This is a genomic window from Pseudomonas sp. D2002, assembly GCF_013385735.1.
GTDB lineage: Bacteria > Pseudomonadota > Gammaproteobacteria > Pseudomonadales > Pseudomonadaceae > Aquipseudomonas.
The window spans coordinates 1019990-1041817 of sequence record NZ_JACAPL010000003.1 but is presented as its reverse complement, the minus strand read 5'-3'; the positions used below and the strand labels follow the sequence as shown (position 1 = coordinate 1041817).

The 21828-nt window shown below is 58.5% G+C and carries 15 protein-coding genes; 3 read left to right on the top strand and 12 right to left on the bottom strand.

The window, feature by feature from the left end; translation table 11 throughout:
• Positions 1 to 225: 225 nt before the first annotated feature.
• The 11 genes from HX783_RS08050 to HX783_RS08000 form a co-directional block, all read right to left on the bottom strand.
• Positions 226 to 1197, bottom strand: coding sequence for a peptide ABC transporter ATP-binding protein (locus HX783_RS08050; protein ID WP_064450678.1), 972 nt, complete (start codon positions 1195 to 1197; stop codon positions 226 to 228).
• A complete protein-coding gene (locus HX783_RS08045; protein ID WP_017739469.1) occupies positions 1197 to 2165 on the bottom strand; it encodes an ABC transporter ATP-binding protein in 969 nt (322 codons plus the stop codon). The genes HX783_RS08050 and HX783_RS08045 overlap by 1 nt, the downstream gene beginning before the upstream one ends.
• A 10-nt stretch (positions 2166 to 2175) precedes the next feature.
• Entirely contained in the window at positions 2176 to 3087 is a 912-nt protein-coding gene (locus HX783_RS08040) for an ABC transporter permease subunit (protein ID WP_159954214.1), read from the bottom strand.
• A gap of 10 nt (positions 3088 to 3097) precedes the next feature.
• A complete protein-coding gene (locus HX783_RS08035; protein ID WP_078740765.1) occupies positions 3098 to 4108 on the bottom strand; it encodes an ABC transporter permease subunit in 1011 nt (336 codons plus the stop codon).
• 76 nt (positions 4109 to 4184) lie between these two features.
• Positions 4185 to 5783 (bottom strand): ABC transporter substrate-binding protein, encoded by a 1599-nt coding sequence (locus HX783_RS08030; RefSeq protein ID WP_177016527.1) that lies wholly within the window; start codon positions 5781 to 5783, stop codon positions 4185 to 4187.
• A gap of 80 nt (positions 5784 to 5863) precedes the next feature.
• Positions 5864 to 7261, bottom strand: a complete 1398-nt coding sequence (locus tag HX783_RS08025) for an OprD family outer membrane porin (protein ID WP_177016526.1) — start codon at positions 7259 to 7261, stop codon at positions 5864 to 5866.
• Positions 7262 to 7431: 170 nt separating this feature from the next.
• A complete protein-coding gene (locus tag HX783_RS08020; protein ID WP_371317665.1) occupies positions 7432 to 8976 on the bottom strand; it encodes an ABC transporter substrate-binding protein in 1545 nt (514 codons plus the stop codon).
• A gap of 363 nt (positions 8977 to 9339) precedes the next feature.
• Positions 9340 to 10968, bottom strand: coding sequence for an ABC transporter substrate-binding protein (locus tag HX783_RS08015; RefSeq protein WP_159954219.1), 1629 nt, complete (start codon positions 10966 to 10968; stop codon positions 9340 to 9342).
• A 258-nt stretch (positions 10969 to 11226) separates the two neighbouring features.
• Positions 11227 to 12828 (bottom strand): ABC transporter substrate-binding protein, encoded by a 1602-nt coding sequence (locus HX783_RS08010; RefSeq protein ID WP_177016524.1) that lies wholly within the window; start codon positions 12826 to 12828, stop codon positions 11227 to 11229.
• A 100-nt stretch (positions 12829 to 12928) separates the two neighbouring features.
• Positions 12929 to 16312 carry a dermonecrotic toxin domain-containing protein gene (locus HX783_RS08005; protein ID WP_177016523.1) on the bottom strand — a complete coding sequence of 1128 codons (3384 nt, stop codon included), beginning with the start codon at positions 16310 to 16312 and terminating at the stop codon, positions 12929 to 12931.
• Between the two features lie 192 nt (positions 16313 to 16504).
• Complete coding sequence (locus tag HX783_RS08000; RefSeq protein WP_159954222.1) at positions 16505 to 17218, bottom strand: SIMPL domain-containing protein; 714 nt, start codon at positions 17216 to 17218, stop codon at positions 16505 to 16507.
• Positions 17219 to 17423: 205 nt separating this feature from the next.
• Between HX783_RS08000 and HX783_RS07995 the strand changes: the two genes are divergently transcribed.
• From HX783_RS07995 to HX783_RS07985, 3 genes are all read left to right on the top strand, one after another.
• Entirely contained in the window at positions 17424 to 18686 is a 1263-nt protein-coding gene (locus tag HX783_RS07995; RefSeq protein ID WP_159954223.1) for an ATP-binding protein, read from the top strand.
• Positions 18679 to 19239, top strand: a complete 561-nt coding sequence (locus HX783_RS07990; RefSeq protein ID WP_003171731.1) for a response regulator transcription factor — start codon at positions 18679 to 18681, stop codon at positions 19237 to 19239. Before HX783_RS07995 ends, HX783_RS07990 begins: the two co-directional genes overlap by 8 nt.
• 99 nt (positions 19240 to 19338) lie before the next feature.
• The gene (locus HX783_RS07985; RefSeq protein WP_177016522.1) at positions 19339 to 21063 is read left to right on the top strand and encodes an ABC transporter ATP-binding protein/permease; all 1725 of its coding nucleotides are present in this window, start codon (positions 19339 to 19341) and stop codon (positions 21061 to 21063) included.
• Between the two features lie 194 nt (positions 21064 to 21257).
• Here HX783_RS07985 and HX783_RS07980 read toward each other — a convergent pair whose 3' ends face one another.
• Positions 21258 to 21695, bottom strand: a complete 438-nt coding sequence (locus HX783_RS07980; protein ID WP_003171734.1) for a YhcB family protein — start codon at positions 21693 to 21695, stop codon at positions 21258 to 21260.
• Positions 21696 to 21828: the final 133 nt, after the last annotated feature.

Here is a 21828-nt window from a genome sequence, read left to right as displayed (position 1 = left end):
TGTGTAAGCCCATGAAAGTTTAAATAGGCATGGCTGACTACTGTGAGAACTCACAGGTCGTTAGATTGCTTTCGAATACTCAACGGGAGTTATTAACAAAACCCGTTGCTGGGCGCCCAGAAAAAGAAAGCCCCTCCCGCCAGGCTGATGCGCAACCTGATGGGAAGGGCTGTAGAACGCATGTAATGCCCCGGAGTGAACAACCGGGGCATTTTTATTGCTGGCTCAAGCCACAAACTGCTCCGCGTAGTGGCAAGCCACCTGACGGTTATCCAACGCACGCAACTGCGGCTCTTCGCTGCTGCACCGCGCGGTCGCGTAGGGGCAGCGCTTGTGGAAAGCGCAGCCAGGCGGCGGGTTCAGCGGGTTGGGCAGCTCGCCGACGATCTTGATCTTCGGCTTGTTCGGGTCCGGGTGAATGGTCGGGGTGGCCGACAGCAGCGCCTGGGTGTACGGGTGCAGAGGGCGGGCGTAGATGTCGTCCTTGGGGCCGACTTCCACCGGGCGACCGAGGTACATCACCATCACGTCATCGGCGACGTGTTGCACCACCGCCAGGTTGTGGGAGATGAACACGTAGGCCGTGTTGAATTCCTGCTGCAGGTCCATGAACAGGTTGAGCACCTGAGCCTGGATCGACACGTCGAGTGCAGAAGTAGGCTCATCCGCCACCAGCACTTTGGGTTGCAGCATCATCGCGCGGGCCAGTGCAATACGCTGGCGTTGGCCACCGGAAAACATGTGCGGGTAGCGCTGATAATGCTCAGGGCGCAGGCCCACTTGCTTCATCATTGCCTGCACTTTCTCGCGGCGTTCGGCGGCGGACAGGTTGGTGTTGATCAGCAGCGGCTCGCCGAGTTGATCACCGACCTTCTGGCGCGGGTTCAGCGAGGCATACGGGCTCTGGAACACCATCTGCACGTCTTTGCGCAATTGCTTGCGCTGGGCCTTGTCGGCGCCAGCGACTTCCTGACCGGCGATTTTCAAGGAGCCCGAAGACGGTTCTTCAATCAGCGTCAGCGCGCGGGCCAGGGTGGATTTGCCGCAACCCGATTCGCCAACCACGGCGAGGGTTTTGCCGGCTTCCAGTTCAAACGACACACCATTAAGCGCGCGTACCAGCGCATGGCCCTTGAACAGGCCACGGGACACTTCGTAGTGACGGGTGAGGTCGCGGGCGGTAAGAACGACGGCCATTACGCCACCTCCTGGTTCAAGGGGTAGAAGCAGCGCGCGAGGCTGTTGGTTTTCGGGTCAAGGCCGGGGCGCTGGGCACGGCAGGATTCCTGCACATACGGGCAGCGCGGCGACAGCAGGCAACCCTGCGGGCGGTCGTAGCGACCGGGCACGATGCCCGGCAACGTGGCCAGGCGCGTGGCGCCCAGGCTGTGCTCGGGGATCGCCTTGAGCAGCGCTTCGCTGTACGGGTGCGCCGGGATGTCGAACAACTGCGGCACCTGGCCGACTTCCACGGCTTGGCCGGCGTACATCACGCACACGCGCTGGGCGGTTTCGGCTACCACGGCCAGGTCGTGGGTGATCAGCACCAGGCCCATGTTCTGCTCTTTCTGCAGGGCCAGCAGCAGTTCCATGATCTGCGCCTGGATGGTCACGTCCAAGGCCGTGGTCGGCTCGTCGGCGATCAGCAGTTTCGGTTCGCCGGCAATCGCCATGGCGATTGCAACACGCTGGCTCATACCGCCGGACAGTTGGTGCGGGTAGGCGTCCATACGGCTGGCAGCGCCTGGGATTTCAACCTTTTCGAGCAGTTCGATCGCACGTTTACGCGCTTGCTTGCCGGACATTTTCAGGTGCAGGCGCAGCACTTCTTCAATCTGGAAGCCCACGGTGTAGCTGGGGTTCAACGCGGTCATCGGGTCCTGGAACACCATCGCCAGGTCTTTGCCGACGATTTGGCGGCGCTGACGGTTGCTCAGCTTGAGCATGTCCTTGCCGTCGAAGTTCAGCGCGTCGGCGGTGACAATGCCGGGATGCTCGATAAGGCCCATCAGCGCCATCATGGTCACGGATTTACCCGAGCCCGACTCGCCAACGATGGCCAATACTTCGCCTTTGTCGACGGAAATGTCGAGGCCATCGACCACCGGCACGGCGGTCTTGTCGCCGAAGCGGACGTTGAGATTCTTGATTTCTAACAGTGACATGGGAATCTCCTCAGGCGGCGTTCTTGAGTTTCGGGTCCAGCGCGTCGCGCAGGCCGTCACCCATCAAGTTGATTGCCAGCACGCTGAGCAAAATGGTCAAACCAGGCAAGCTCACCACCCACCAGGCGCGTTCGATGTAGTCACGGGCCGAAGCCAGCATGGTGCCCCACTCAGGGGTTGGCGGTTGTACGCCAAGGCCCAGGAAGCCCAGGGCCGCGGCATCGAGAATCGCCGACGAGAAGCTCAAGGTGGCCTGTACGATCAGCGGCGCCATGCAGTTAGGCAGCACGGTGATGAACATCAGACGCGGCAGGCCGGCGCCGGCAAGGCGGGCGGCGGTCACGTAGTCGCGGTTCAGTTCGCCCATCACCGCCGCGCGGGTCAAACGCACGTAGGACGGCAAGGACACGATGGCGATGGCGATTACGGTGTTGATCAGGCCAGGGCCGAGGATCGCGACAATGGCGACAGCCAGCAGCAGCGACGGCAGGGCCAGCATGATGTCCATCAAACGCATGATGGTTGGGCCAAGCACGCGCGGGAAGAACCCGGCGAACAAGCCGAGCAGGATGCCCGGAATCAGCGACATCACCACCGACGACAAACCGATCAGCAAGGACAGGCGCGAGCCCTGGATCAGGCGCGAGAGCAGGTCACGGCCGAGTTCGTCGGTGCCGAGCAGGAATTGCATCTGCCCACCTTCCAGCCAGGCTGGCGGGGTGAGCAGGAAGTCACGGTATTGCTCGCTGGGGTTATGCGGTGCAACCCACGGGGCGAAGATCGCGCAGAACACGATCAGCAACATGAACAGCAGGCCGGCAACCGCGCCTTTGTTCTTGGAGAAGGCTTGCCAGAATTCTTTGTACGGGGACGGATACAGCAGGCTTTGATCGACTGCTACCGCTTGAGTAGGTGTGCTCATGGTCATGATCTCAGCGCTGGTGACGGATGCGTGGGTTGGCGAAGCCGTAGAGGATATCCACCACGAAGTTCACCAGGATCACCAGGCAGGCGATCAGCAGGATGCCGTTTTGCACCACCGGGTAGTCCCGCGCGCCAATGGCTTCGATCAGCCATTTGCCGATGCCGGGCCACGAGAAGATGGTTTCGGTCAGCACCGCACCGGCCAGCAGGGTGCCGACTTGCAGGCCGACCACGGTGAGTACCGGAATCAGCGCGTTACGCAGGCCGTGTACGAAGACCACGCGCGCCGGCGACAGGCCTTTGGCCTTGGCGGTACGGATGTAGTCTTCGCGCAGCACTTCGAGCATCGACGAACGGGTCATCCGCGCAATAACGGCCAGCGGGATGGTGCCGAGCACGATGGCCGGCAGGATCAGGTGGTGCAGGGCGTCGAAGAAGGCGTCCGGCTCGTCAGCCAGCAGGGTGTCGATCAGCATGAAGCCGGTGCGCGGCTCGATGTCGTAGAGCAGGTCGATACGCCCGGAAACCGGGGTCCAGCCCAGGCTTACGGAGAAGAACATGATCAGGATCAGGCCCCACCAGAAGATCGGCATCGAATATCCCGCGAGGGAGATGCCCATCACCCCATGGTCGAACAGGGATCCTCGTTTCAAGGCCGCGATCACCCCGGCCAACAGGCCCAGGATACCGGCGAACAGCAGGGCGGCCATGGACAGTTCCAGGGTCGCGGGGAAGAGGGCGGTGAATTCGGTCCACACGCTGGTGCGCGTGCGCAGGGATTCGCCGAGGTCGCCGTGGGCGAGCTTGCCTACATAGTCAAAGTATTGCGCGTACAGCGGCTTGTTAAGGCCGAGGCGTTCCATTGCCTGTGCGTGCATCTCGGGGTCGACTCGTCGTTCGCCCATCATGACTTCGACGGGGTCGCCGGGGATCATGCGAATCAACGCAAACGTCAGCAACGTGATGCCGAAAAACGTGGGGATCAATAACCCCAATCGGCGGGCAATAAAACTAAACATCTTGTTGTGTACCTCAATCAGCCGGTTAGGCAGGTTCGGCACCGTCAATGGCGACGGTGCCGAGCGTCTTCTCTTATTACTTCACCTGGGTGGTGGCGAAGTTATTGGTGGTCAGAGGGCTTTGGGTAAAACCCTCGACGTTTTTGCGCATGGCGGTGAACAATTTCGGGTAAGCCATGGGAATCCATGGTTGGTCTTTGTCGAAAACGTCCATGGCTTGTTCATAGAGTGCAGCGCGCTGGGCGGGTTCAGCGAGCGCGCGCGCCTTGTCGATCAAGTCTTGAAACTCTTTGTTACACCAGCGGGCGTAGTTTTCGCCGTTTTTGGCTGCATCGCAACTCAGGTTTGGCGTGAGGAAGTTATCCGGGTCGCCGTTATCGCCTGCCCAGCCGGCGGAAACCATGTCGTGCTCGCCGTTTTTAGCACGCTTGAGCATCTCGCCCCATTCCATAACTTTGATATTGACCTTCAGGCCAATCTGCGCCAGATCCGCCTGCATGCGCTGGGCGCCGAGCATCGGGTTCGGGTTGGTCGGGCCGCCGCCGTTACGGGTGAACAGGGTGAACTCGGTGCCTTCCGGTACACCGGCTTCCTTGAGCAGGGCGCGGGCTTTATCCAGGTCACGCGCCGGGTTTTTCAGTTTGTCGCTGAAGCCCAGCAGTGTTGGCGGATACGGGCCGGTGGCATCGATGGCGTTGCCTTTGCCGTACAGGGACTCGTTGTAGCCTTTTTTGTCGAACGCGATGTTGATCGCGTGACGCACGCGTGCATCGCTCATGTACTTGTGCGTGGTGTTCAGCGCGGTGTAAGCGGTGGTCATCGCCGCCAGTTCCGTGACTTTCAGGTTCGGGTCGGCCTTCATGCTCGGCACGTCATCCGGTTTCGGATACAGCGCGATCTGGCACTCGTTGGCCTTGAGCTTTTGCAGGCGCACGTTGTTGTCGACGGTAATCGCCAGGATCAGCGGGTCAGCTGGCGGCTTGCCACGGAAGTACTCCGGGTTGGCCTTGAAGCGCACTTGGGCGTCTTTGGCGTAGCGGGTGAAGATGAACGGCCCGGTACCGATTGGCTTGGCGTTCAGGTCATCGGTCTTGCCGGACTTGAGCAACTGGTCGGCGTATTCGGCGGAGTGGATCGAGGAAAACGCCATGGCCAGGTCGGCCAGGAATGGGGCTTCAGGACGGGTCAGCGTGAAGACAACGGTGTGGTCGTCGGTCTTCGTGACGCTTTTGAGCAGTTCCTTGAAACCCATGCTTTCAAAGTACGGGTAGCCCACGTTGGACTTTTTGTGCCAAGGGTGATTCGGGTCCAGCTGGCGCTGGAAGCTCCAAAGCACGTCGTCGGCATTCATGTTGCGCGTGGGTTTGAAGTAGTCGGTGGTGTGGAACTTGATGTCGTCACGCAGGTGGAACGTGTAGGTCAACCCATCGGCGCTGATTTGTGGCAGGTCTTTGGCCAGTGCAGGCACGACTTCGGTGGTGCCGGGCTTGAAGTCCACCAGGCGGTTGAACAGGGTCTCGGCGGCGGCGTCAGCGGTGACGGCCGTGGTGTACAGGACCGGGTCGAAACCCTCCGGGCTGGCTTCGGTGCAGACCACCAGCGGTTTGGCCGAAACGCCGATCGCGACGCTCAACAGCGCAGCGGCAATGGCGGCTTGTAGCGGGAGCATTTTCATTCAGAGCCCTCTGCAATCGATTGAACCAGACAAGCGTAGACGGCGGGCTCGTGATGAGCCCGCCGTCTACCTGGCGCTAATTAAAGAATGTTGAACGGGATGGTGGTCACCAGGCGGAACTCACGGATGTTGCCGTCAGCCTGGTTGGCGCTGGCGCGGTGAGTCACGTAAGTACCACGAATAGTGGTGGCCTTGAGTGGACCGCTTTGCAGGGCGTACGACGTGCCGATGCCGTATTCCTGGTGGGTCTCGCCGTCCATCAGGCGCAGGTCACTGCGTGCCACGTTAGCTTCGCCGTAGGCGGTGCCGGTGTAGTGAGTACCGTCGATGCCCCAGCCGCGAGCCGAGTACACGTTGAACTTCAGGCCTGGCACGCCGTATTCGGCCATGTTGAGGCCGTAGGCGATCTGGAAGGACTTCTCGTTCGGTCCGTTAAAGTCGGACGTCAGGGAGTTGGCCAGGTAGATGCCGTTGGTTTCGTGCAGGTAGTCGAAGTACTCGTCACCGTTGATGGCCTGGTAGGAGAAGGTCAGGCTGTGGGCTTGGTGAGTCAGGCCCAGAGACAACGAGTAAGTATCGTTGTCGATTTTGCCCATCTTCTTGCTGCCGGTGTCGGTGGTTTTGTAGTAGTTCAGGCCGGTGGTCAGTGCCAGGGTCTGAGCATCACCCAACTCGTGGGTCGCGCCGACGTAGTACTGGTTCCAGAAGTCTTCGACGTTTGCGGCGAATACGCTGGTTTTCAGGCTCTTGAACGGCTGGTAGTTGAAGCCCAGGGTTTTGACCTTGTCGGTGGTCTGGCCATTACCGTATTCGGAGCGGAATTTCGACAGGCTCTGTTCGGTCCGTGGCGAAACACGGTCGAAGATACCGCCCTGGAACGACAGGTTGCTGAGTTCTTCGCTGTTGAAGCTCACACCCTCAAAGCTCGACGGCAGGGCACGGTTGCCGATGGTGTCGACGATGCCGCTGCTGAAGTTCTGGCGACCGGCGGTCAAGGTGGTGTTCGACACACGGAACTTAACGTTGGCCAGGCCCAGTTTGCTCCACTGATCAACAGCATCGCCGTTGGAGTCGGCCAGTGTGCGGTTAGAACCGCCCTTGATATCGCGCTTGCTGCGGTCCAGAACCAAAGCGTTGTAGACGGCCACTTCAGTGCTCACGCCAACGGTGCCTTGGGTGAAACCCGAGGTCGCGTTGAGGATAGTGCCCTGCACCCAGTTGGTACGGTTGGCGTCAGTTTCTTTCACGCCGTGTTTTTCGTAAGAGAAACGCTGGCCACGGAATTTCTTCTCGGTGGAGTACCAGTTACGGGTCGTACCGCCCAGGCTGAATCCATCGATAAAGCCTTTGGCCTCGCTTTGGGCGCTGGTGCCGGCCAAGGTGGTTGGAACGAAGTCCTGGCTTTGGGTTTCAGCGAAGGCGGTTGCCGTGATGCTGCTGATGGCCAAGGCCAGAAGCGCTTTGCTGCTCAGTTTCATGGGTGGAGCTCCTTTGGTTCTCTTTTTAATGCCGGTCTTTTTAGGTGAACCGGCTATTGGGTGTGTAACTCGTTCAAGCCTTTGCAAACGTTTGCCGTAGGAAATTTCCCAACAAAAGGCTGCACGTTTGCCAGGAAGCCGATTTGGCTCCCTGCAATCCGGTTATAATTTTATGGGGTGATACTGACGCCCGAGAACACGTTGCGGCCGAAGGGGCTCACTTTGAAACCTTCGACTTTGGCGCTTAACGGCTGGTTGACCGTCGAGTGGGCGACTGGCGTGATCGGCACCTGTGCTTTAAGCAGTTGCTGCGCCTGTTTGTACAGAACAGTCCTTTGTTCGCGGTCGGTGACGACCTTGGCTTGCTTGATCAGCTTGTCGTACGCCGGGTCACACCACATGGAGTAGTTGTTCCCGCCGATGGCGTCGCAGCTATAAAGAGTGCCCAGCCAGTTGTCCGGGTCACCGTTGTCGCCGGTCCAGCCGATCAGGCTGATGTCGTGCTCACCGTTCTTGGTGCGCTTGATGTATTCGCCCCACTCGTAGCTGACGATCTTGACCTTGAGGCCGATCTTGGCCCAGTCACTTTGCAGCATCTCGGCCATCAGCTTGGCGTTGGGGTTATACGGACGTTGCACCGGCATCGCCCACAGGGTGATCTCGGTGCCTTCCTTCACGCCTGCCGCCTTGAGCAACTCTTTGGCTTTTTCCGGGTTGTAGGCGGCGTCCTTGATGGTGTCGTCGTAGGACCACTGGGTCGGCGGCATGGCGTTGACTGCCAGCTGGCCGGCGCCCTGGTAGACGGCATTGAGGATGCTTTGCTTGTTCACCGCCATGTCCAGCGCCTGGCGCACTTCGAGCTGGTCGAAGGGCTTGTGGCGCACGTTGTAGGCGATGTAGCCGAGGTTGAAGCCTGGCTTGGTCAGCAGTTGCAGGTTGGGGTCGGCCTTGAGGGCGTCGACGTCGGCCGGGCGTGGGTGCAGGGTTACCTGGCACTCGCCGGCTTTGAGTTTTTGCACCCGCACCGAGGCGTCGGTGTTGATGGCGAAGATCAGTTGGTCCAGCTTGACCCGGCTCGGGTCCCAGTACTGTTTGTTGCCCACATAACGGATCTGCGAGTCTTTCTGGTAGCGCTGGAACACAAACGGGCCAGTGCCGATGGGCTTCTGGTTGATGTCGCTGGGTTTGCCTTCTTTAAGCAATTGCTCGGCGTATTCGGCCGACAGAATCGAGGCAAAGCTCATGGCGATGTTTTGCACGAACGCGGCGTCGACCGTGTTCAGGGTGATCACCACGGTGTGCGGGTCGGTTTTTTCGACCTTGGCAATGTTCTTGTTCAGGCTCATCCCGTTGAAGTACGGAAACTCGGTGGGGTAGGCCTTGCGAAACGGATGGTCGGGGTCAAGCATGCGGTTGAAGGTGAACAGCACGTCGTCGGCGTTGAAGTCGCGCGTCGGCTTGAACTCCTTGTTGCTGTGGAATTTCACCCCTTCACGCAGGTGAAAGGTGTAGGTCAGGCCGTCTTCGGAAATATCCCACTTGGTTGCAAGCCCAGGCACCACATTGGTCGCGCCCTTTTCGAACTCAACCAGTCGGTTGTACAGCGGCTCGGCCGCATCGTTGTCGGTGGCGGTGGTGTATTGCGCGGTGTCAAACCCTGCCGGGCTGCCTTCAGAGCAGAACACCAGGCTCTTCTTGTCGGCGGCTTGGCCCATCGTGGCCACAGCCAGCAGGCTGGTGCCAAAAATTGCGGATAGAACGGTGGTATGGCGCATGACGATCCCGATCCTTGTTTGTAATTGTCATCAGCGAGCAATCACCCAGGCTTTTGCCTGGGAGACATCACTGATCCCACACGCAGCAAGTGCCTTTCCGAGATTGGAGCCTCTGCTGTCCTACGACGTTATGGGTCGCGGACCTCGCAGTAAATGCGCCAAAACGGATTGACCTTGTAGGTAACGGAGCTGTACGTCGCGGCTCATTGCTGTAAGACGCAATGAGTACGGTCGTGGTCTGTTTCCTACGGTCTGGGCGGATGCAATAACGGCGACGTTGTGAAACGTCGCCGTTATCAATCCTTACTTGCCGCTTACGCTCACGCCGTAGAAGGAGTTCAAGCCAAACGGGCTGATCTTGAAGTCCTGCACGGTGTTGCGCATGGGTTGATACACCGTCGAGTGCGCGATAGGTGTCATCGGGACTGCATCTTTGAGGATATGTTGCGCCTGCTTGTACAGCTCGGTGCGTTTGGCGACATCCGATGTGGCCTTGGCTTCTTTCACGATGCCATCGAATTTTTTGTCGCACCATTTGGAGAAGTTGTTACCGGCCAGCGAGTCGCAGCCGAACAGTACGTTCAGCCAGTTGTCCGGGTCACCATTGTCGCCGCTCCAGCCAATGATCATGGCCTGGTTCTCGCCGCCTTTGGAGCGCTTGATGTACTCGCCCCACTCGTAGCTGACGATGTTGACCTTCAGGCCGATCTGTTTCCAGTCGTTCTGCAGCATCTCAGCCATCAGCTTGGCGTTCGGGTTGTACGGACGTTGAACCGGCATCGCCCACAGGGTGATTTCGGTGCCTTCCTTGACGCCTGCTTCCTTGAGCAAAGCCTTGGCTTTGGTCACGTCGTGCGGGGCATCCTTGATGGTGGTGTCGTAGGACCATTGGGTCGGCGGCATGGCGTTGACGGCCAGTTGACCGGCGCCTTGGTACACGGAGTCGATGATCTGCTGCTTGTTCACCGACATGTCCAGGGCTTCACGCACCCGCAGGTCCGACAGCGGGTTAGGCGCGGTCTGGCCTTTGAGTACCGGCATGACGTTGTAGGCGATGTAGCCCAGGTTGAAACCGGCCTGGTGCGGCAGTTTCAGGTCCTTGTCTTCACCCAGCGCCTTGAGGTCGGCCGGACGTGGGAACAGGGTGACCTGGCATTCGTTTTTCTTCAGCTTCTGGATACGCACCGACGGGTCGGTGGTGATGGCGAAGATCAGGTTGTCGATCTTCACGTCCTCAGGCTTCCAGTAATCCTTGTTGCCGGTGTAACGGATGTTGGAGTCTTTCTGGTAGCTCTTGAACACGAACGGGCCAGTGCCGATTGGCTTCTGGTTGATGTCCTGTGCCTTGCCTTCTTTCAACAGTTGGGCGGCGTATTCAGCCGACTGGATCGAGGCGAAGCTCATCGCCAGGTTCTGGATGAACGCTGCGTCCACGGTGCCAAGGGTGAACTTGACGGTGTGGTCATCGACTTTCTCGATGTTCTTGATGTTGGTGTCCATCCCCATGTCCGTGAAGTACGGGAACTCGGTGGGGTAGGCTTTGCGGAACGGATCGTCCTTGTTGATCATGCGGTTGAACGTGAACAGCACGTCATCGGCATTGAAGGTACGGGTCGGCTTGAAGTACGAGGTGGTGTGGAACTTGACGCCGTCACGCAAGTGGAAGGTGTACGTCAGGCCATCCGGGGACACGTCCCAGCTGGTGGCCAGCCCAGGAATCACAGCGGTGCCGCCGCGTTCGAACTGGGTCAGACGGTTGAACATGGTTTCGGCCGAAGCATCGAAGTCTGTTCCGGTGGTGTACTGGCCTGGGTCAAAACCGGCCGGGCTCCCTTCGGAGCAGAACACCAGGTTAGTCGCCGCTTGGGCGAAAGGGGCTGCGGCCATAAGGCCAGCACTAACTAAAAGCGGAATGACTGCGTGTTTAAGCATGTTGGCCTCATGATTTGTTGTCATTTTTGGTGGTGAGGGCGACCTCGTGAGTCGGCCTGCGGATACTTATGCAGGGGCCATACCCATTGCAAGATGCTGAACGGCTACGAAGGGAAAACTGTGGTACGAACGTACAGGAATGTCGCATTTATGAAAGTTTGTACATAAATGCATATATATAGAGGTTTTTTTCGGTGCATTGAGCGCACCAAAAACGCCCAACCGAGCGGTCTAGCGCACTCGGTTGGGGCGTAGCTGTTACTTATCTAGACTGACACCATAAAACGGCGTCAGACCAAAAGGGCTGATCTTGAAGTCCTTTACTTCCTTTCGCAGTGGCTGGAAAACCGTCGAGTTTGCAATAGGCGTTATAGGTACTTGTTCCTTAAGTATTTTCTGCGCCTGTTGATACCACTTGATGCGCTGCTCACGGTCGCTGCTGACCTTCGCCTGCTGCACGAGTTTGTCGTAGGCCGGGTTACACCATTTGGCGTAGTTGCTGCCTTTGACCGCGGCACAACTGTAGAGCACACCGAGCCAGTTATCCGGGTCGCCATTGTCGCCGGTCCAGCCATAAATCATCGCGTCGTGCTCGCCATTTTTGGCGCGCTTGATGTACTCGCCCCACTCATAGCTGACGATGTTGGCTTTGATACCGATTTTTTCCCAATCCTGTTGGATCATTTGCCCCGACATCCGCGCGTTAGGGTTGGAAGCGCGCTGCACGGTCATCGCCCACAAGTTGATGGTGGTACCTGGTGCAACCCCTGCTTCTTTTAGTAGCGCCCGAGCCTTGGCCGGGTCGTACGGCGCGTCCTTGATCGTGGGGTCATAAGACCACTGCGCCGGAGGCAGGGCGTTCTGCGCCAATTGCCCGGCGCTTTGGTACACGGCTTTGATAATTGCCGGTTTGTCGATGGCCATGTCCAGTGCCTGACGCACCTTGAGTTGATCCAGCGGCGGGTGGGTCACGTTGTAGGCGAGAAAGCCCAGGTTGAAGCCCGCTTGTTGCAACACGCGCAGGTTCGGGTCCTGTTTCATCACCTCGATATCGGCCGGGCGCGGGTAACCGCTGACCTGGCATTCGCCGGCCTTGAGTTTCTGCAAGCGCGAGGCGGCGTCCGGGGTGATGGCGAACACCAGGTTGTCGAGCTTCACATCCTCCGGTTTCCAATACTGCTTATTGGCCGCGTAGCGAATCTGCGAGTCTTTCTGGTAACGCTTGAACACAAACGGCCCGGTGCCCACGGGTTTCTGGTTGATCTCCTCGGCCTTGCCTTCTTTTAAAAGTTGGGCGGCGTATTCGGCCGATTGCACCGAGGCGAAGCTCATCGCCAGGTTCTGCACGAACGAGGCATCGACGTTGTTCAGGTTGAAACGCACGGTGTGCTCGTCGAGTTTTTCGACGTTTTTGATCGTGGTGTTCAAGCCCATGTCGGTGAAGTACGGCGACTCGGACGGGTAAGCCTTGCGGAACGGACTGTCGGCATCCAGCAGGCGGTTGAAGGTGAACAGCACGTCATCCGCGTTGAAGTCGCGGGTAGGGGTGAAGTAGTCGGTGGTGTGAAACTTGACGCCATCGCGCAGATGGAAAGTGTAGGTCAGGCCGTCATTGGATACATCCCAGCTCGTCGCCAGGCCGGGTTCGACTTCGGTGCCGCCACGCTTGAACTGGGTCAGGCGATTGAACACGGTTTCGGCGGAGGCATCGAAATCGGTGCCGCTGGTGTACTGGCTGGGGTCGAAACCGGCTGGGCTGGCTTCGGAGCAGTAGACCAGGGTGCTGGCGGCGTGGGCAGCCGGCATTAAGGCCAGGAGGCTTGCGGCGAGCAGCATTGGTTTAAACGCGATTCTTTCCATGGAGTCTCCTGAAGTAGCAGGCATAAAAGGTGCCCAAACGAAAACGGCGGTCACCGAGGTTACCGCCGTTCAAGAGGGGCAGATAGAGGGGCCGTAGTGATCAGTCCAGGTTAGGCGTGATCTCTATACGGATAGGCGCTGATGGGTTTATGACATAAGCGTTGCCGTCAATTTCATTGCTGGCTGTAATAGTTATGGACCTTGACGCTTTGGTATGTATGTCAGTCAGTGTTTCAAGTTCGCCATTACTTTCGTCTAATCGGGTAAGTATAAAGTCAGATTTTCCTGTGACGGTCGTTGTCTCTTTTGCCGGGTCATAATCGATAATGTAGTGAGGGTCTCGACCGCTACCAAATATAGTGCCCTTAAATCGAGATGTCTGAAATTCATCGGGAGCAGCGCCGAGCAACCATTGATTGGCTACTTCAGAAATTCGGGCTCTTAACGCGGGATTCGGTATAGCCGTCTCAAATTTTTCAATATTTTGTTGTATGACGCTATTGAGTTCGGCGGTTGACAACTTGGCGCCTTTTTGCTGCTCAAGCAGTTTCACCTGTTTGGGGATGTCGATTTCCAGCGTGATGCCTTCCGGCGTGTTTATTGTGAACCTGCTGCGGTTAATATCTTTAGTAAATTGCTCACTGTATTCACTCGTACCGAACGTTGATTTTTCAGCCGTCGGGTGTGCTGTGGCGTTTTTTGGGTTCTCGTCAACTGTCCAGGAAATTTGCGGTGTGCTCTCACCTTTATCGTTAATGGCGACACCGTAGGTATATGAGTGCTCCTCACTGTTGAGGTATTTATCCAACGTCGTGGAACCCTTCATTTTTGTCCCGTCTATTTCTAGAAACTGATCCGACATTAACGGGATTTTGGGTTCGATACTTGGGGTTGGCGATTCGGGGCGTTGCCATGGCCAAAGTCGAACGCCGCCATCTCCCGGTGCGCGCGCCCATTCGCCCTCGCGACCGGGTGTGACGACCACCAGCCCTGCACCCTCGCGGTTAATGATTTTGGCAAAGGTATCGCCAGTCCGGTAGCGGCCGGATATCTCAAAGACCCTGCTTGTCCCGGTTTCATCGGTAAGGCGCACGAATTGGCGGAACGCCCCCGTGGCGTCGGTCATTCGATACACCCCCAGTGCGTCACGGGTGGCATTTTTTATCAATGTCTCACCGTTGGGCACGGCATGTTGCGCCAAGGGGATGAGTGACTGGGATTTAGGCTGGGGCAGTGGTACAGGTTCGTTGAGTACGGAAGGTTTACCGGAGGAAGGGTCAGGTTTTGCTTTCTCTATTTCAGTGGGTTTGGGCGGCGCAGGCAACTCCGTGGCGGGTAATTCTGTTTCTGGAGGGCGTGCAAAAGGGTCTTCAGGGATCGCACTGGCCCCGACCGAGAATAGCGTATTCAGCAAGCCGTCAAAAGCCTTGGAAGCACCGTCATTGCGTTCCGCTTCAGTGTCGCCGGAGGCTGATTTTTCCACACCTAGCGCCACCTCGGTCACTCCAGCAATTATCGCAGCGGCGGCAACCGGCGCAGCGATTGGTGCAAGCTTGGCCAGCAACCCGGCGGCGGTGGTGACGTCGTTCAGCCAGGTATCCCGATTCACCTCGGAGTTGGACTTGATAACAACGTCGGCATCACTGTTCATCCGCTCTTTACTGGCCGCTGTTATTTCTTGAAACACGTCCCCTTCAATTTTCGAGTGTTTGTCATTGACCACCGGGTCTTTCAATTTACCGGCGGCCATTTTGTCGAAAAGGGTGTTCAGGCCTTCCTTCTTTTCCCCAACGTGGGTGAACCACAACACCGGGATAATTACTTTTTCCAGGCGTGAAAGAAAGTTGGCGGTTTGGTCCTGGTGATACAGCAACGGAAAACGTGCCAGTAATGCGTCCCGTTTTTTTGGATCTTTGGTTTGGTCAATAACCCATTGATCGAGTTTCTCAAGAGAGTCAAACCTGAGAAAGGCGGGCACGGCTCCAGGAATGTAAAGAGCTTGCCAGCCACCGTCGCCAGCACTGAAACGCATGATGTCGCTGGAGGTATAGCCATGGATGTTGAGGGCGTTCACTTGAACGTTGCCTTTCATCTGCGTCCGGGTTTTGAGTTGTTCGACGGTGAGCGGCGCATTTTCGTCGAGCGGGAGGTTGGACACTGCCCCCATAACCCGTTTGTAGTCTTCGCGGGTGAAGCGCTCCTCGGGTGGTTGCAGCGCGCGCTCAGCCGGTGATCGGGCTTCATTCGCTTTTAATTGCTTGCGAGCCTGGTAGACGAACTCGCCTTTGATGGCGGTCTCGTAGTTACCCGCATGAGTGTTCCAGAAATTGTCGATCTTCTGGGTCATCTGGGCTTGAAAGTCAGTCTTCCAGCTGGCGTGCATGAGCTTGGACGGCTCGAGAGGGAATTCGTTATGGGCGCCGTACCCGCCCTTTGTGCTTTCACCTGCGCCGACGGTGTACAAACCGGCTTGTGCATCCAGGGTGCCCGGTATCCCATCGTGTTCGGAGAAGTTTTTCAGCAGGGCATCCGGCAGGCGTAACGAAGAGTAGGGCTCTTCACCGGGGTGCTCCCAGCCGGTAATCGGTCTCGGGTCACCGGTTGGCGGGGTGTTATAGCTATGGAAGCGGTTAAAATAAATGGTGTCAGCGTCGACGACTTTGCCGGTCAGTTTGAAAATCAGCGCTTCGGCCCACTTTTTGGCTTCTGCCCGCGTGTTAGGCAGGTTGGTGGCAACCTCAACGGCCAAGTGTTTGTAAGCCAATGTTTGGGGGGCGGCACTGTAATACGTGGCAGCATTCTCTTTATGCACTTGCAAGGCATCGGCGGAACGACTGCCGACAGGCCGTAAGCGGTCATCGGGGGAGATGGGGTCGAAGGCAACTTTATGTTCCATCTGCCTGATTTGCGCCCGCCCCTCGGCGAGGGTGGCAGGCAGTGGTACGCCCGCGAAGTTTGCCACTACCTGTGCGCTGACTTGTACGTAGCCATCACGCAAGCTCACTTGCAGTACGCCACTGTCTCCCGGTGCGATGACTTTGGCTGCCGCCAACAGTGGCCCTGAAATCTGCCCCCATCCCGTGGTGTCCGTGAGACTGAAGGTTTTCTCTTCGCCTCTCACCGTGGCCCGTAATGTACCTGTAGAGGGGTTGATCGAGAGCAGGCTGTCGGGGTCGATTTTCTGTTCACGCATCCAGCCTTGAACAACCGGATGCTCCAGTTGGGCTCTATACAGTGCAAGCCACTGGCCTAATGTGCTCTCAGGGGGAACGGTTACCAGTTTGGGGGGCCGGCCCAGTACGATGCTTTGTACCGCTCCCAAGTAAGACTTGAGCAACTCTGTTTCTTCGGGCCGGACCATTTCGCCGGCTGGCGGTTCAGGCGCTTGTGTCTTTGATAGTTGGGGTGGGGAGGCAGAATCGGCAGGAAGGCCGGTCTCTTGTGGCACCTGCACAGAGAGTCTTGGATTAAGCGCTAAGGTCATGATTTCGGTTCTCAGGAAGTGATTGTTGCCTGCGTGTCCCTCCCTGGTGGCGGTGGTAACAGTGAGTTGTGAGAACCGAGTGTTTGATTCCGTAGTGATATGTCACGAAGTAATACATGTGTATGTGACGGCATCTACAAAAAAAAACGGCGCAAACCTACAGGTTGCGCCGTTTTTTCGCTCTTGAAGGGCTTATTGCAGTACTTCAATGACCCCGTCAGCACTCATGTTGACCTGGCTGGTGCCGGCTTCGACTTCAGGCGTCGGTGCGGAATCCGCCATGGCCGCTTTCATCATCATGCCGGCACCGCGCGCGTAAGGCATCGGGTAGCCATTGGTGTTGAAGTTCAGGTTGACGATCTTGTAACCCTTGCCACCGAGCGCATCGGTGGCCAGTTGGGCGCGGGCCTTGAATGCGGTGACGGCGTCTTTGAGCAACGCGTCTTCGCTGGACTTGCGCGTGCTGTCGGCGATGGCGAAGTCCATGTTTTCCATTTTCAGCGTGTTCAGCAGGTCGCCAGTGAGCTTGGACAGGGCCGGGAAGTCGGCGCTTTCCAGGCGCAGCTCGGCGCGCTCACGCCAGCCGGTGATCTTCTGGTTCTTGTTGTCGTAGATCGGGTAGCTGTTACGGCTGCCCTGGCGCAGGGTCACGCCTTTGACTTCGCGCGCCTCGCCCAGGGCCTTGTTCATCGTGTTGGTGATTTCGGCGGCGAGCTTGGCCGGGTCGGTGTTCTGCGACTCGGTGTAGAGGGTGACGATCATCTTGTCGCGAGCCACTTCCTGGCTGACTTCGGCACGCAGGGAAATCTGGTTGTAGTGCAGCTCATCGGCAGCCATCGCCGGAAGGCTGGCCAGGGCGCTGGCGCTGAGGGTCAGAACGGCGGCACTGCGAGTGAAACGAGACATGGAAGCTCCTTGGAATGTTCGTGTTCGGTATGACTGTAGACGGTGCTATCGGGTTCTTCGGGTTTACACATTCGCTACAAGTTGTGGCGACGCCGACGAACGGTTATTTGCCAGGCCTGCGGCAAAGAGCCACACGCGCCGTGCCAGCAGGTCGGCTTCGTTTATACTCCTGCCGATCCGCCTGCAGCGCTCACCGGGAGAGCTCATGCTCGCCGCCGTAAAACTGACTTCCGCCACCCGCCAGAACCTCTGGCGCCTGACGTTTATCCGCACCCTGGTACTGGCCGCACAGGCCGGCTCCGTCGGGCTCGCGTATTGGTTCGACCTGCTGCCGTTGCCGTGGCTGCAACTGGCCGTGACCCTCTGCTTCTCCATCGTCTTGTGTGTGTTCACGGCCATTCGGCTGCGCACCACGTGGCCGGTGACCGAGCTGGAATACGCCCTGCAACTGGCCTGCGACCTGTTTATCCACAGCGTGTTGCTGTATTTCTCCGGTGGTTCCACCAACCCATTCGTTTCGTATTACCTGGTGCCACTGACCATCGCAGCCGTGACGTTGCCGTGGCGCTATTCGGTGGTGCTGTCGGGTATCGCGCTGACCCTGTACACCTTGCTGTTGGCACAGTTCTACCCGTTGCAGACATTCCCCATCGCTCGGGAAAATCTGCAGATCTACGGGATGTGGCTGAGTTTCGCCCTGTCTGCCGCCGTGATCACCTTCTTTGCTGCACGCATGGCCGAAGAGCTGCGCCGCCAGGAAGAACTGCGCGCCATTCGCCGCGAAGAAGGCCTGCGTGACCAGCAATTGCTCGCCGTCGCCACCCAGGCTGCCGGCGCCGCCCATGAATTGGGCACGCCGCTGGCGACCATGAGCGTGCTGCTTAATGAAATGGTCCAGGACCATCACGACCCGGCCCTGCAAGATGACTTGAGTGTGTTGCAGGAACAGGTCAAGCAATGCAAGCAGACCTTGCAGCAACTGGTGCGTGCCGCCGAAGCCAATCGCCGCCTGGCCGTCGAGATGCAGGACGTGACCCAGTGGCTCGATGAAGCCCTGAACCGCTGGCACCTGATGCGCCCCGAGGCCAGCTATCGCTTCAACCTGCTGGGCCAGGGCACGGTGCCGCGCATGGCGCCGCCGCCGGACCTGACCCAAGCCCTGCTCAACCTGCTGAACAACGCCGCCGACGCCTGCCCCGAAGGCCTGGGCGTGCAGTTGGACTGGGACGCGGAAAACGTGACCATCAGCATTCGTGACCACGGCGCGGGCGTGCCGCTGGCGATTGCCGAGCAAATCGGCAAACCCTTCTTTACCACCAAGGGCAAAGGCTTCGGCCTCGGCCTGTTTTTGAGCAAGGCCAGCGTGACCCGCGCGGGCGGCTCAGTGAAGCTCTATAGTCATGAGGAAGGCGGCACGCTCACCGAGCTGCGCCTGCCCCGTGTCGCACGAGGAGATATCGATGAGTGACGAGATCCAAGTCGAAGGCGAAGAACTGCCGCACCTGTTGCTGGTAGATGACGACGCCACCTTTACCCGCGTGATGGCCCGCGCCATGAGCCGCCGTGGTTTCCGCGTCAGCACCGCAGGCTCGGCCGAAGAAGGCCTGACCATCGCCCAGGCCGATCTGCCGGACTACGCCGCGCTCGACCTGAAAATGGACGGCGACTCCGGCCTGGTGCTGCTGCCCAAGCTGCTCGAGCTTGACCCGGAAATGCGCGTGGTGATCCTCACCGGTTACTCCAGCATCGCCACCGCCGTCGAGGCGATCAAGCGCGGCGCCTGCAACTACCTGTGCAAACCGGCGGACGCCGACGACGTGCTGGCCGCCTTGCTGTCCGAGCACGCTGACCTGGATACGCTGGTGCCGGAAAACCCGATGTCGGTGGACCGCCTGCAGTGGGAACACATCCAGCGCGTGCTGACCGAACACGAAGGCAACATCTCCGCCACCGCCCGCGCCCTGGGCATGCACCGGCGTACCTTGCAGCGCAAGCTGCAGAAGCGCCCGGTACGGCGCTGAACAAAGTCTGAACAATCCGCTTCAGGCCGCACGGAGCCCTGAACCGATCGTCTATGATCGGTTCAAACGCCTGTCACATTTTCTTACAGAGCCTGAACGATGAATCAGAACGCTGAGTATTCCGCGGTCAACGACGCGGTGCGTGGGCAATTCTTCCGTCGCACCTGGGCGCTGATCGCGCCCTATTGGCGCAGTGAAGAGAAGGGCAAGGCCTGGTTGTTGCTGGCCGCGGTGATTGGTTTGTCGCTGTTCAGCGTGGCCTTTTCCGTTTGGATCAACCATTGGTACAAGGACTTCTACAACGCCCTTGAGAAGAAGGACACGGCGGCTTTCTGGCAACTGATCGGCTATTTCTGCGTACTTGCCGCCGTGGCCATTGTGGGGGCGGTCTACCGCTTGTACCTGACGCAAATGCTGACCATCCGCTGGCGCGCCTGGCTCACCGAAAAGTATTTTGCGCGCTGGCTCAGCCACAAGAACTACTACCAGCTGGAACAGGGCGGCTACACCGACAACCCGGACCAGCGCATTTCCGAAGACCTCAATAACTTCACCTCCACGACGTTGAGCCTCAGCCTGGGGCTGCTGCGTAACGTGGTCAGCCTGGTGTCGTTCTCCATCATCCTGTGGGGCGTGTCGGGCAGCATCGAAGTCTTTGGCATCTCCATCCCCGGTTACATGTTCTGGTGTGCGCTGCTGTATGCCGCCGTCGGCAGTTGGCTGACGCACCTGATCGGCCGACGCTTGATCGGCTTGAGCAACCAACAACAACGTTTCGAAGCGGACCTGCGTTTCTCCATGATTCGGGTGCGGGAGAATGCCGAGAGCATCGCCCTGTATAACGGCGAGTCAAACGAGAATCAGCGTTTGAGCACGCGGTTCGGCAGGGTCTGGCACAACTACTGGGACATTATGCGAGTGTCCAAGCGCCTGACGTTCTTCACCGCCGGTTACGAGCAGATCGCCATCGTCTTCGCGTTTATCGTGGCTGCACCGCGCTACTTCGCCGGCAAAATCGAGCTCGGCGAGCTGATGCAAATCAACTCGGCGTTCGGCAACGTACAGGGCAACTTCAGTTGGTTTATCACCGCTTACTCCGACCTGGCCAGCTGGCGCGCCACCAGTGATCGTCTGCTGAGTTTCCATCAAGCCATGAGCGAAAACGAGCAGCGTGCGCCAGCCATTGATGTGCGCCCGGAAGGCGAACGTTTGGTGGTGAGCGACTTGGGCATGGACCTGGCCGACGGCCGTCACTTGCTCACCGATGCCGACATGACCGTAGAGCCGGGGCAGCGTGTGATGCTCAGCGGGCGTTCCGGCAGTGGCAAAAGTACGCTGCTGCGGGCGATGGGGCACTTGTGGCCGGCGGGTCATGGCAGCATTCGTTTGCCGGCGGCGCGTTACCTGTTCCTGCCGCAAAAGCCTTATTTGCCGATTGGTACGTTGAAGGCGGTGTTGAGTTATCCACAGGATGACAGCGTTTACCCGGCAGAACGTTATGCACAGGTCCTGGAAACCTTCCGCTTGCCGCATCTGGTCGCGCGTCTGGATGAAGCCAACCACTGGCAACGCTTGCTCTCGCCGGGTGAGCAGCAGCGCCTGGCGTTTGCCCGTGCGTTATTGTTTGCGCCGCAATGGCTGTACATGGACGAAGCCACCTCGGCGATGGATGAAGAGGATGAGGCGACGTTGTATCAGGCGTTGATCGATGAGTTGCCGGGGTTGAGCATCGTCAGCGTCGGCCATCGCAGTAGCCTCAAGCGCTTCCATGGGCGGCATGTGCGGATTGAGGGTGGGGTGTTGCAGGAACAAGCCGTCTCCTGAGGGAACTCGATCAAAATGTGGGAGCGGGCTTGCTCGCGAATGCGGTCTGTCAGTTGTAGATGCATTGCCTGACCCGCCGCTTTCGCGAGCAAGCCCGCTCCCACAGTGGATCTGCAGTGTCCGGGAAAGTGAGCACCCACAAAAAAGCCCGGCTGATCATCGATCAGCCGGGCTTTTTAGTGCTTGAAAATAACTTACTTCTTCAAGCCGTAATGCTCATCCAGCATGCCTGGGGCGTTTGGCGTTTTTGGCGCGTAGTCCCGTGGTGGCTCCTGGTTTTCCCGCGGTGGGGTCAAGCGTTCCCGCGGAGTTTGCGGCGCATCGGAATGCAGCGCAGCCAGCAGACGCTGACGGGTGATGTCGTCGAGGGCCAGGCGGTTGGCGCCATCGGCGAGGTGATCCTGTACTTCCTGGTAGCTCTGGGTGAGCTTCTTGACCAGGGTCGCGGTGCTGTTGAAGTGGGTAACAACCTCGTTCTGATAACTGTCAAAACGTTCCTGAATGTCATCCAGCTGACGTTGCGTGCGGTTAGGCGCGGCATTCGGCAGCAGGCGGGCAACCAGGAATCCAATGGCGACACCGGCAACCAAGGCGAGAGTCGGCAACAACCAAACTAAGAGCGAGTGTTCCACGAGTCCTTCCTCTATAAACGGCTTTGCTTTACGTTAACGGCTCGGACCTGCGCTGTATACCGCGATTAAGCTCGCAATCATGCCAAGCACAGACTTTTAGCTAGACGAGTCGACCCTTTGAGAGGTCACGGAG

Excerpts from the sequence above, each read along its gene's own strand:
- HX783_RS08040 (WP_159954214.1), bottom strand. The coding sequence starts at position 3,087 with ATGAGCACACCTACTCAAGCGGTAGCAGTCGATCAAAGCCTGCTGTAT.
- HX783_RS08000 (WP_159954222.1), bottom strand. The coding sequence starts at position 17,218 with ATGTCTCGTTTCACTCGCAGTGCCGCCGTTCTGACCCTCAGCGCCAGC.
- HX783_RS07985 (WP_177016522.1), top strand. The coding sequence starts at position 19,339 with ATGAATCAGAACGCTGAGTATTCCGCGGTCAACGACGCGGTGCGTGGG.
- HX783_RS07990 (WP_003171731.1), top strand. The coding sequence starts at position 18,679 with ATGAGTGACGAGATCCAAGTCGAAGGCGAAGAACTGCCGCACCTGTTG.
- HX783_RS08035 (WP_078740765.1), bottom strand. The coding sequence starts at position 4,108 with ATGTTTAGTTTTATTGCCCGCCGATTGGGGTTATTGATCCCCACGTTT.
- HX783_RS08020 (WP_371317665.1), bottom strand. The coding sequence starts at position 8,976 with ATGGGCCAAGCCGCCGACAAGAAGAGCCTGGTGTTCTGCTCTGAAGGC.
- HX783_RS08025 (WP_177016526.1), bottom strand. The coding sequence starts at position 7,261 with ATGAAACTGAGCAGCAAAGCGCTTCTGGCCTTGGCCATCAGCAGCATC.
- HX783_RS07995 (WP_159954223.1), top strand. The coding sequence starts at position 17,424 with ATGCTCGCCGCCGTAAAACTGACTTCCGCCACCCGCCAGAACCTCTGG.
- HX783_RS08015 (WP_159954219.1), bottom strand. The coding sequence starts at position 10,968 with ATGCTTAAACACGCAGTCATTCCGCTTTTAGTTAGTGCTGGCCTTATG.
- HX783_RS08030 (WP_177016527.1), bottom strand. The coding sequence starts at position 5,783 with ATGAAAATGCTCCCGCTACAAGCCGCCATTGCCGCTGCGCTGTTGAGC.
- HX783_RS08050 (WP_064450678.1), bottom strand. The coding sequence starts at position 1,197 with ATGGCCGTCGTTCTTACCGCCCGCGACCTCACCCGTCACTACGAAGTG.
- HX783_RS08045 (WP_017739469.1), bottom strand. The coding sequence starts at position 2,165 with ATGTCACTGTTAGAAATCAAGAATCTCAACGTCCGCTTCGGCGACAAG.
- HX783_RS08010 (WP_177016524.1), bottom strand. The coding sequence starts at position 12,828 with ATGGAAAGAATCGCGTTTAAACCAATGCTGCTCGCCGCAAGCCTCCTG.
- HX783_RS08005 (WP_177016523.1), bottom strand. The coding sequence starts at position 16,312 with ATGACCTTAGCGCTTAATCCAAGACTCTCTGTGCAGGTGCCACAAGAG.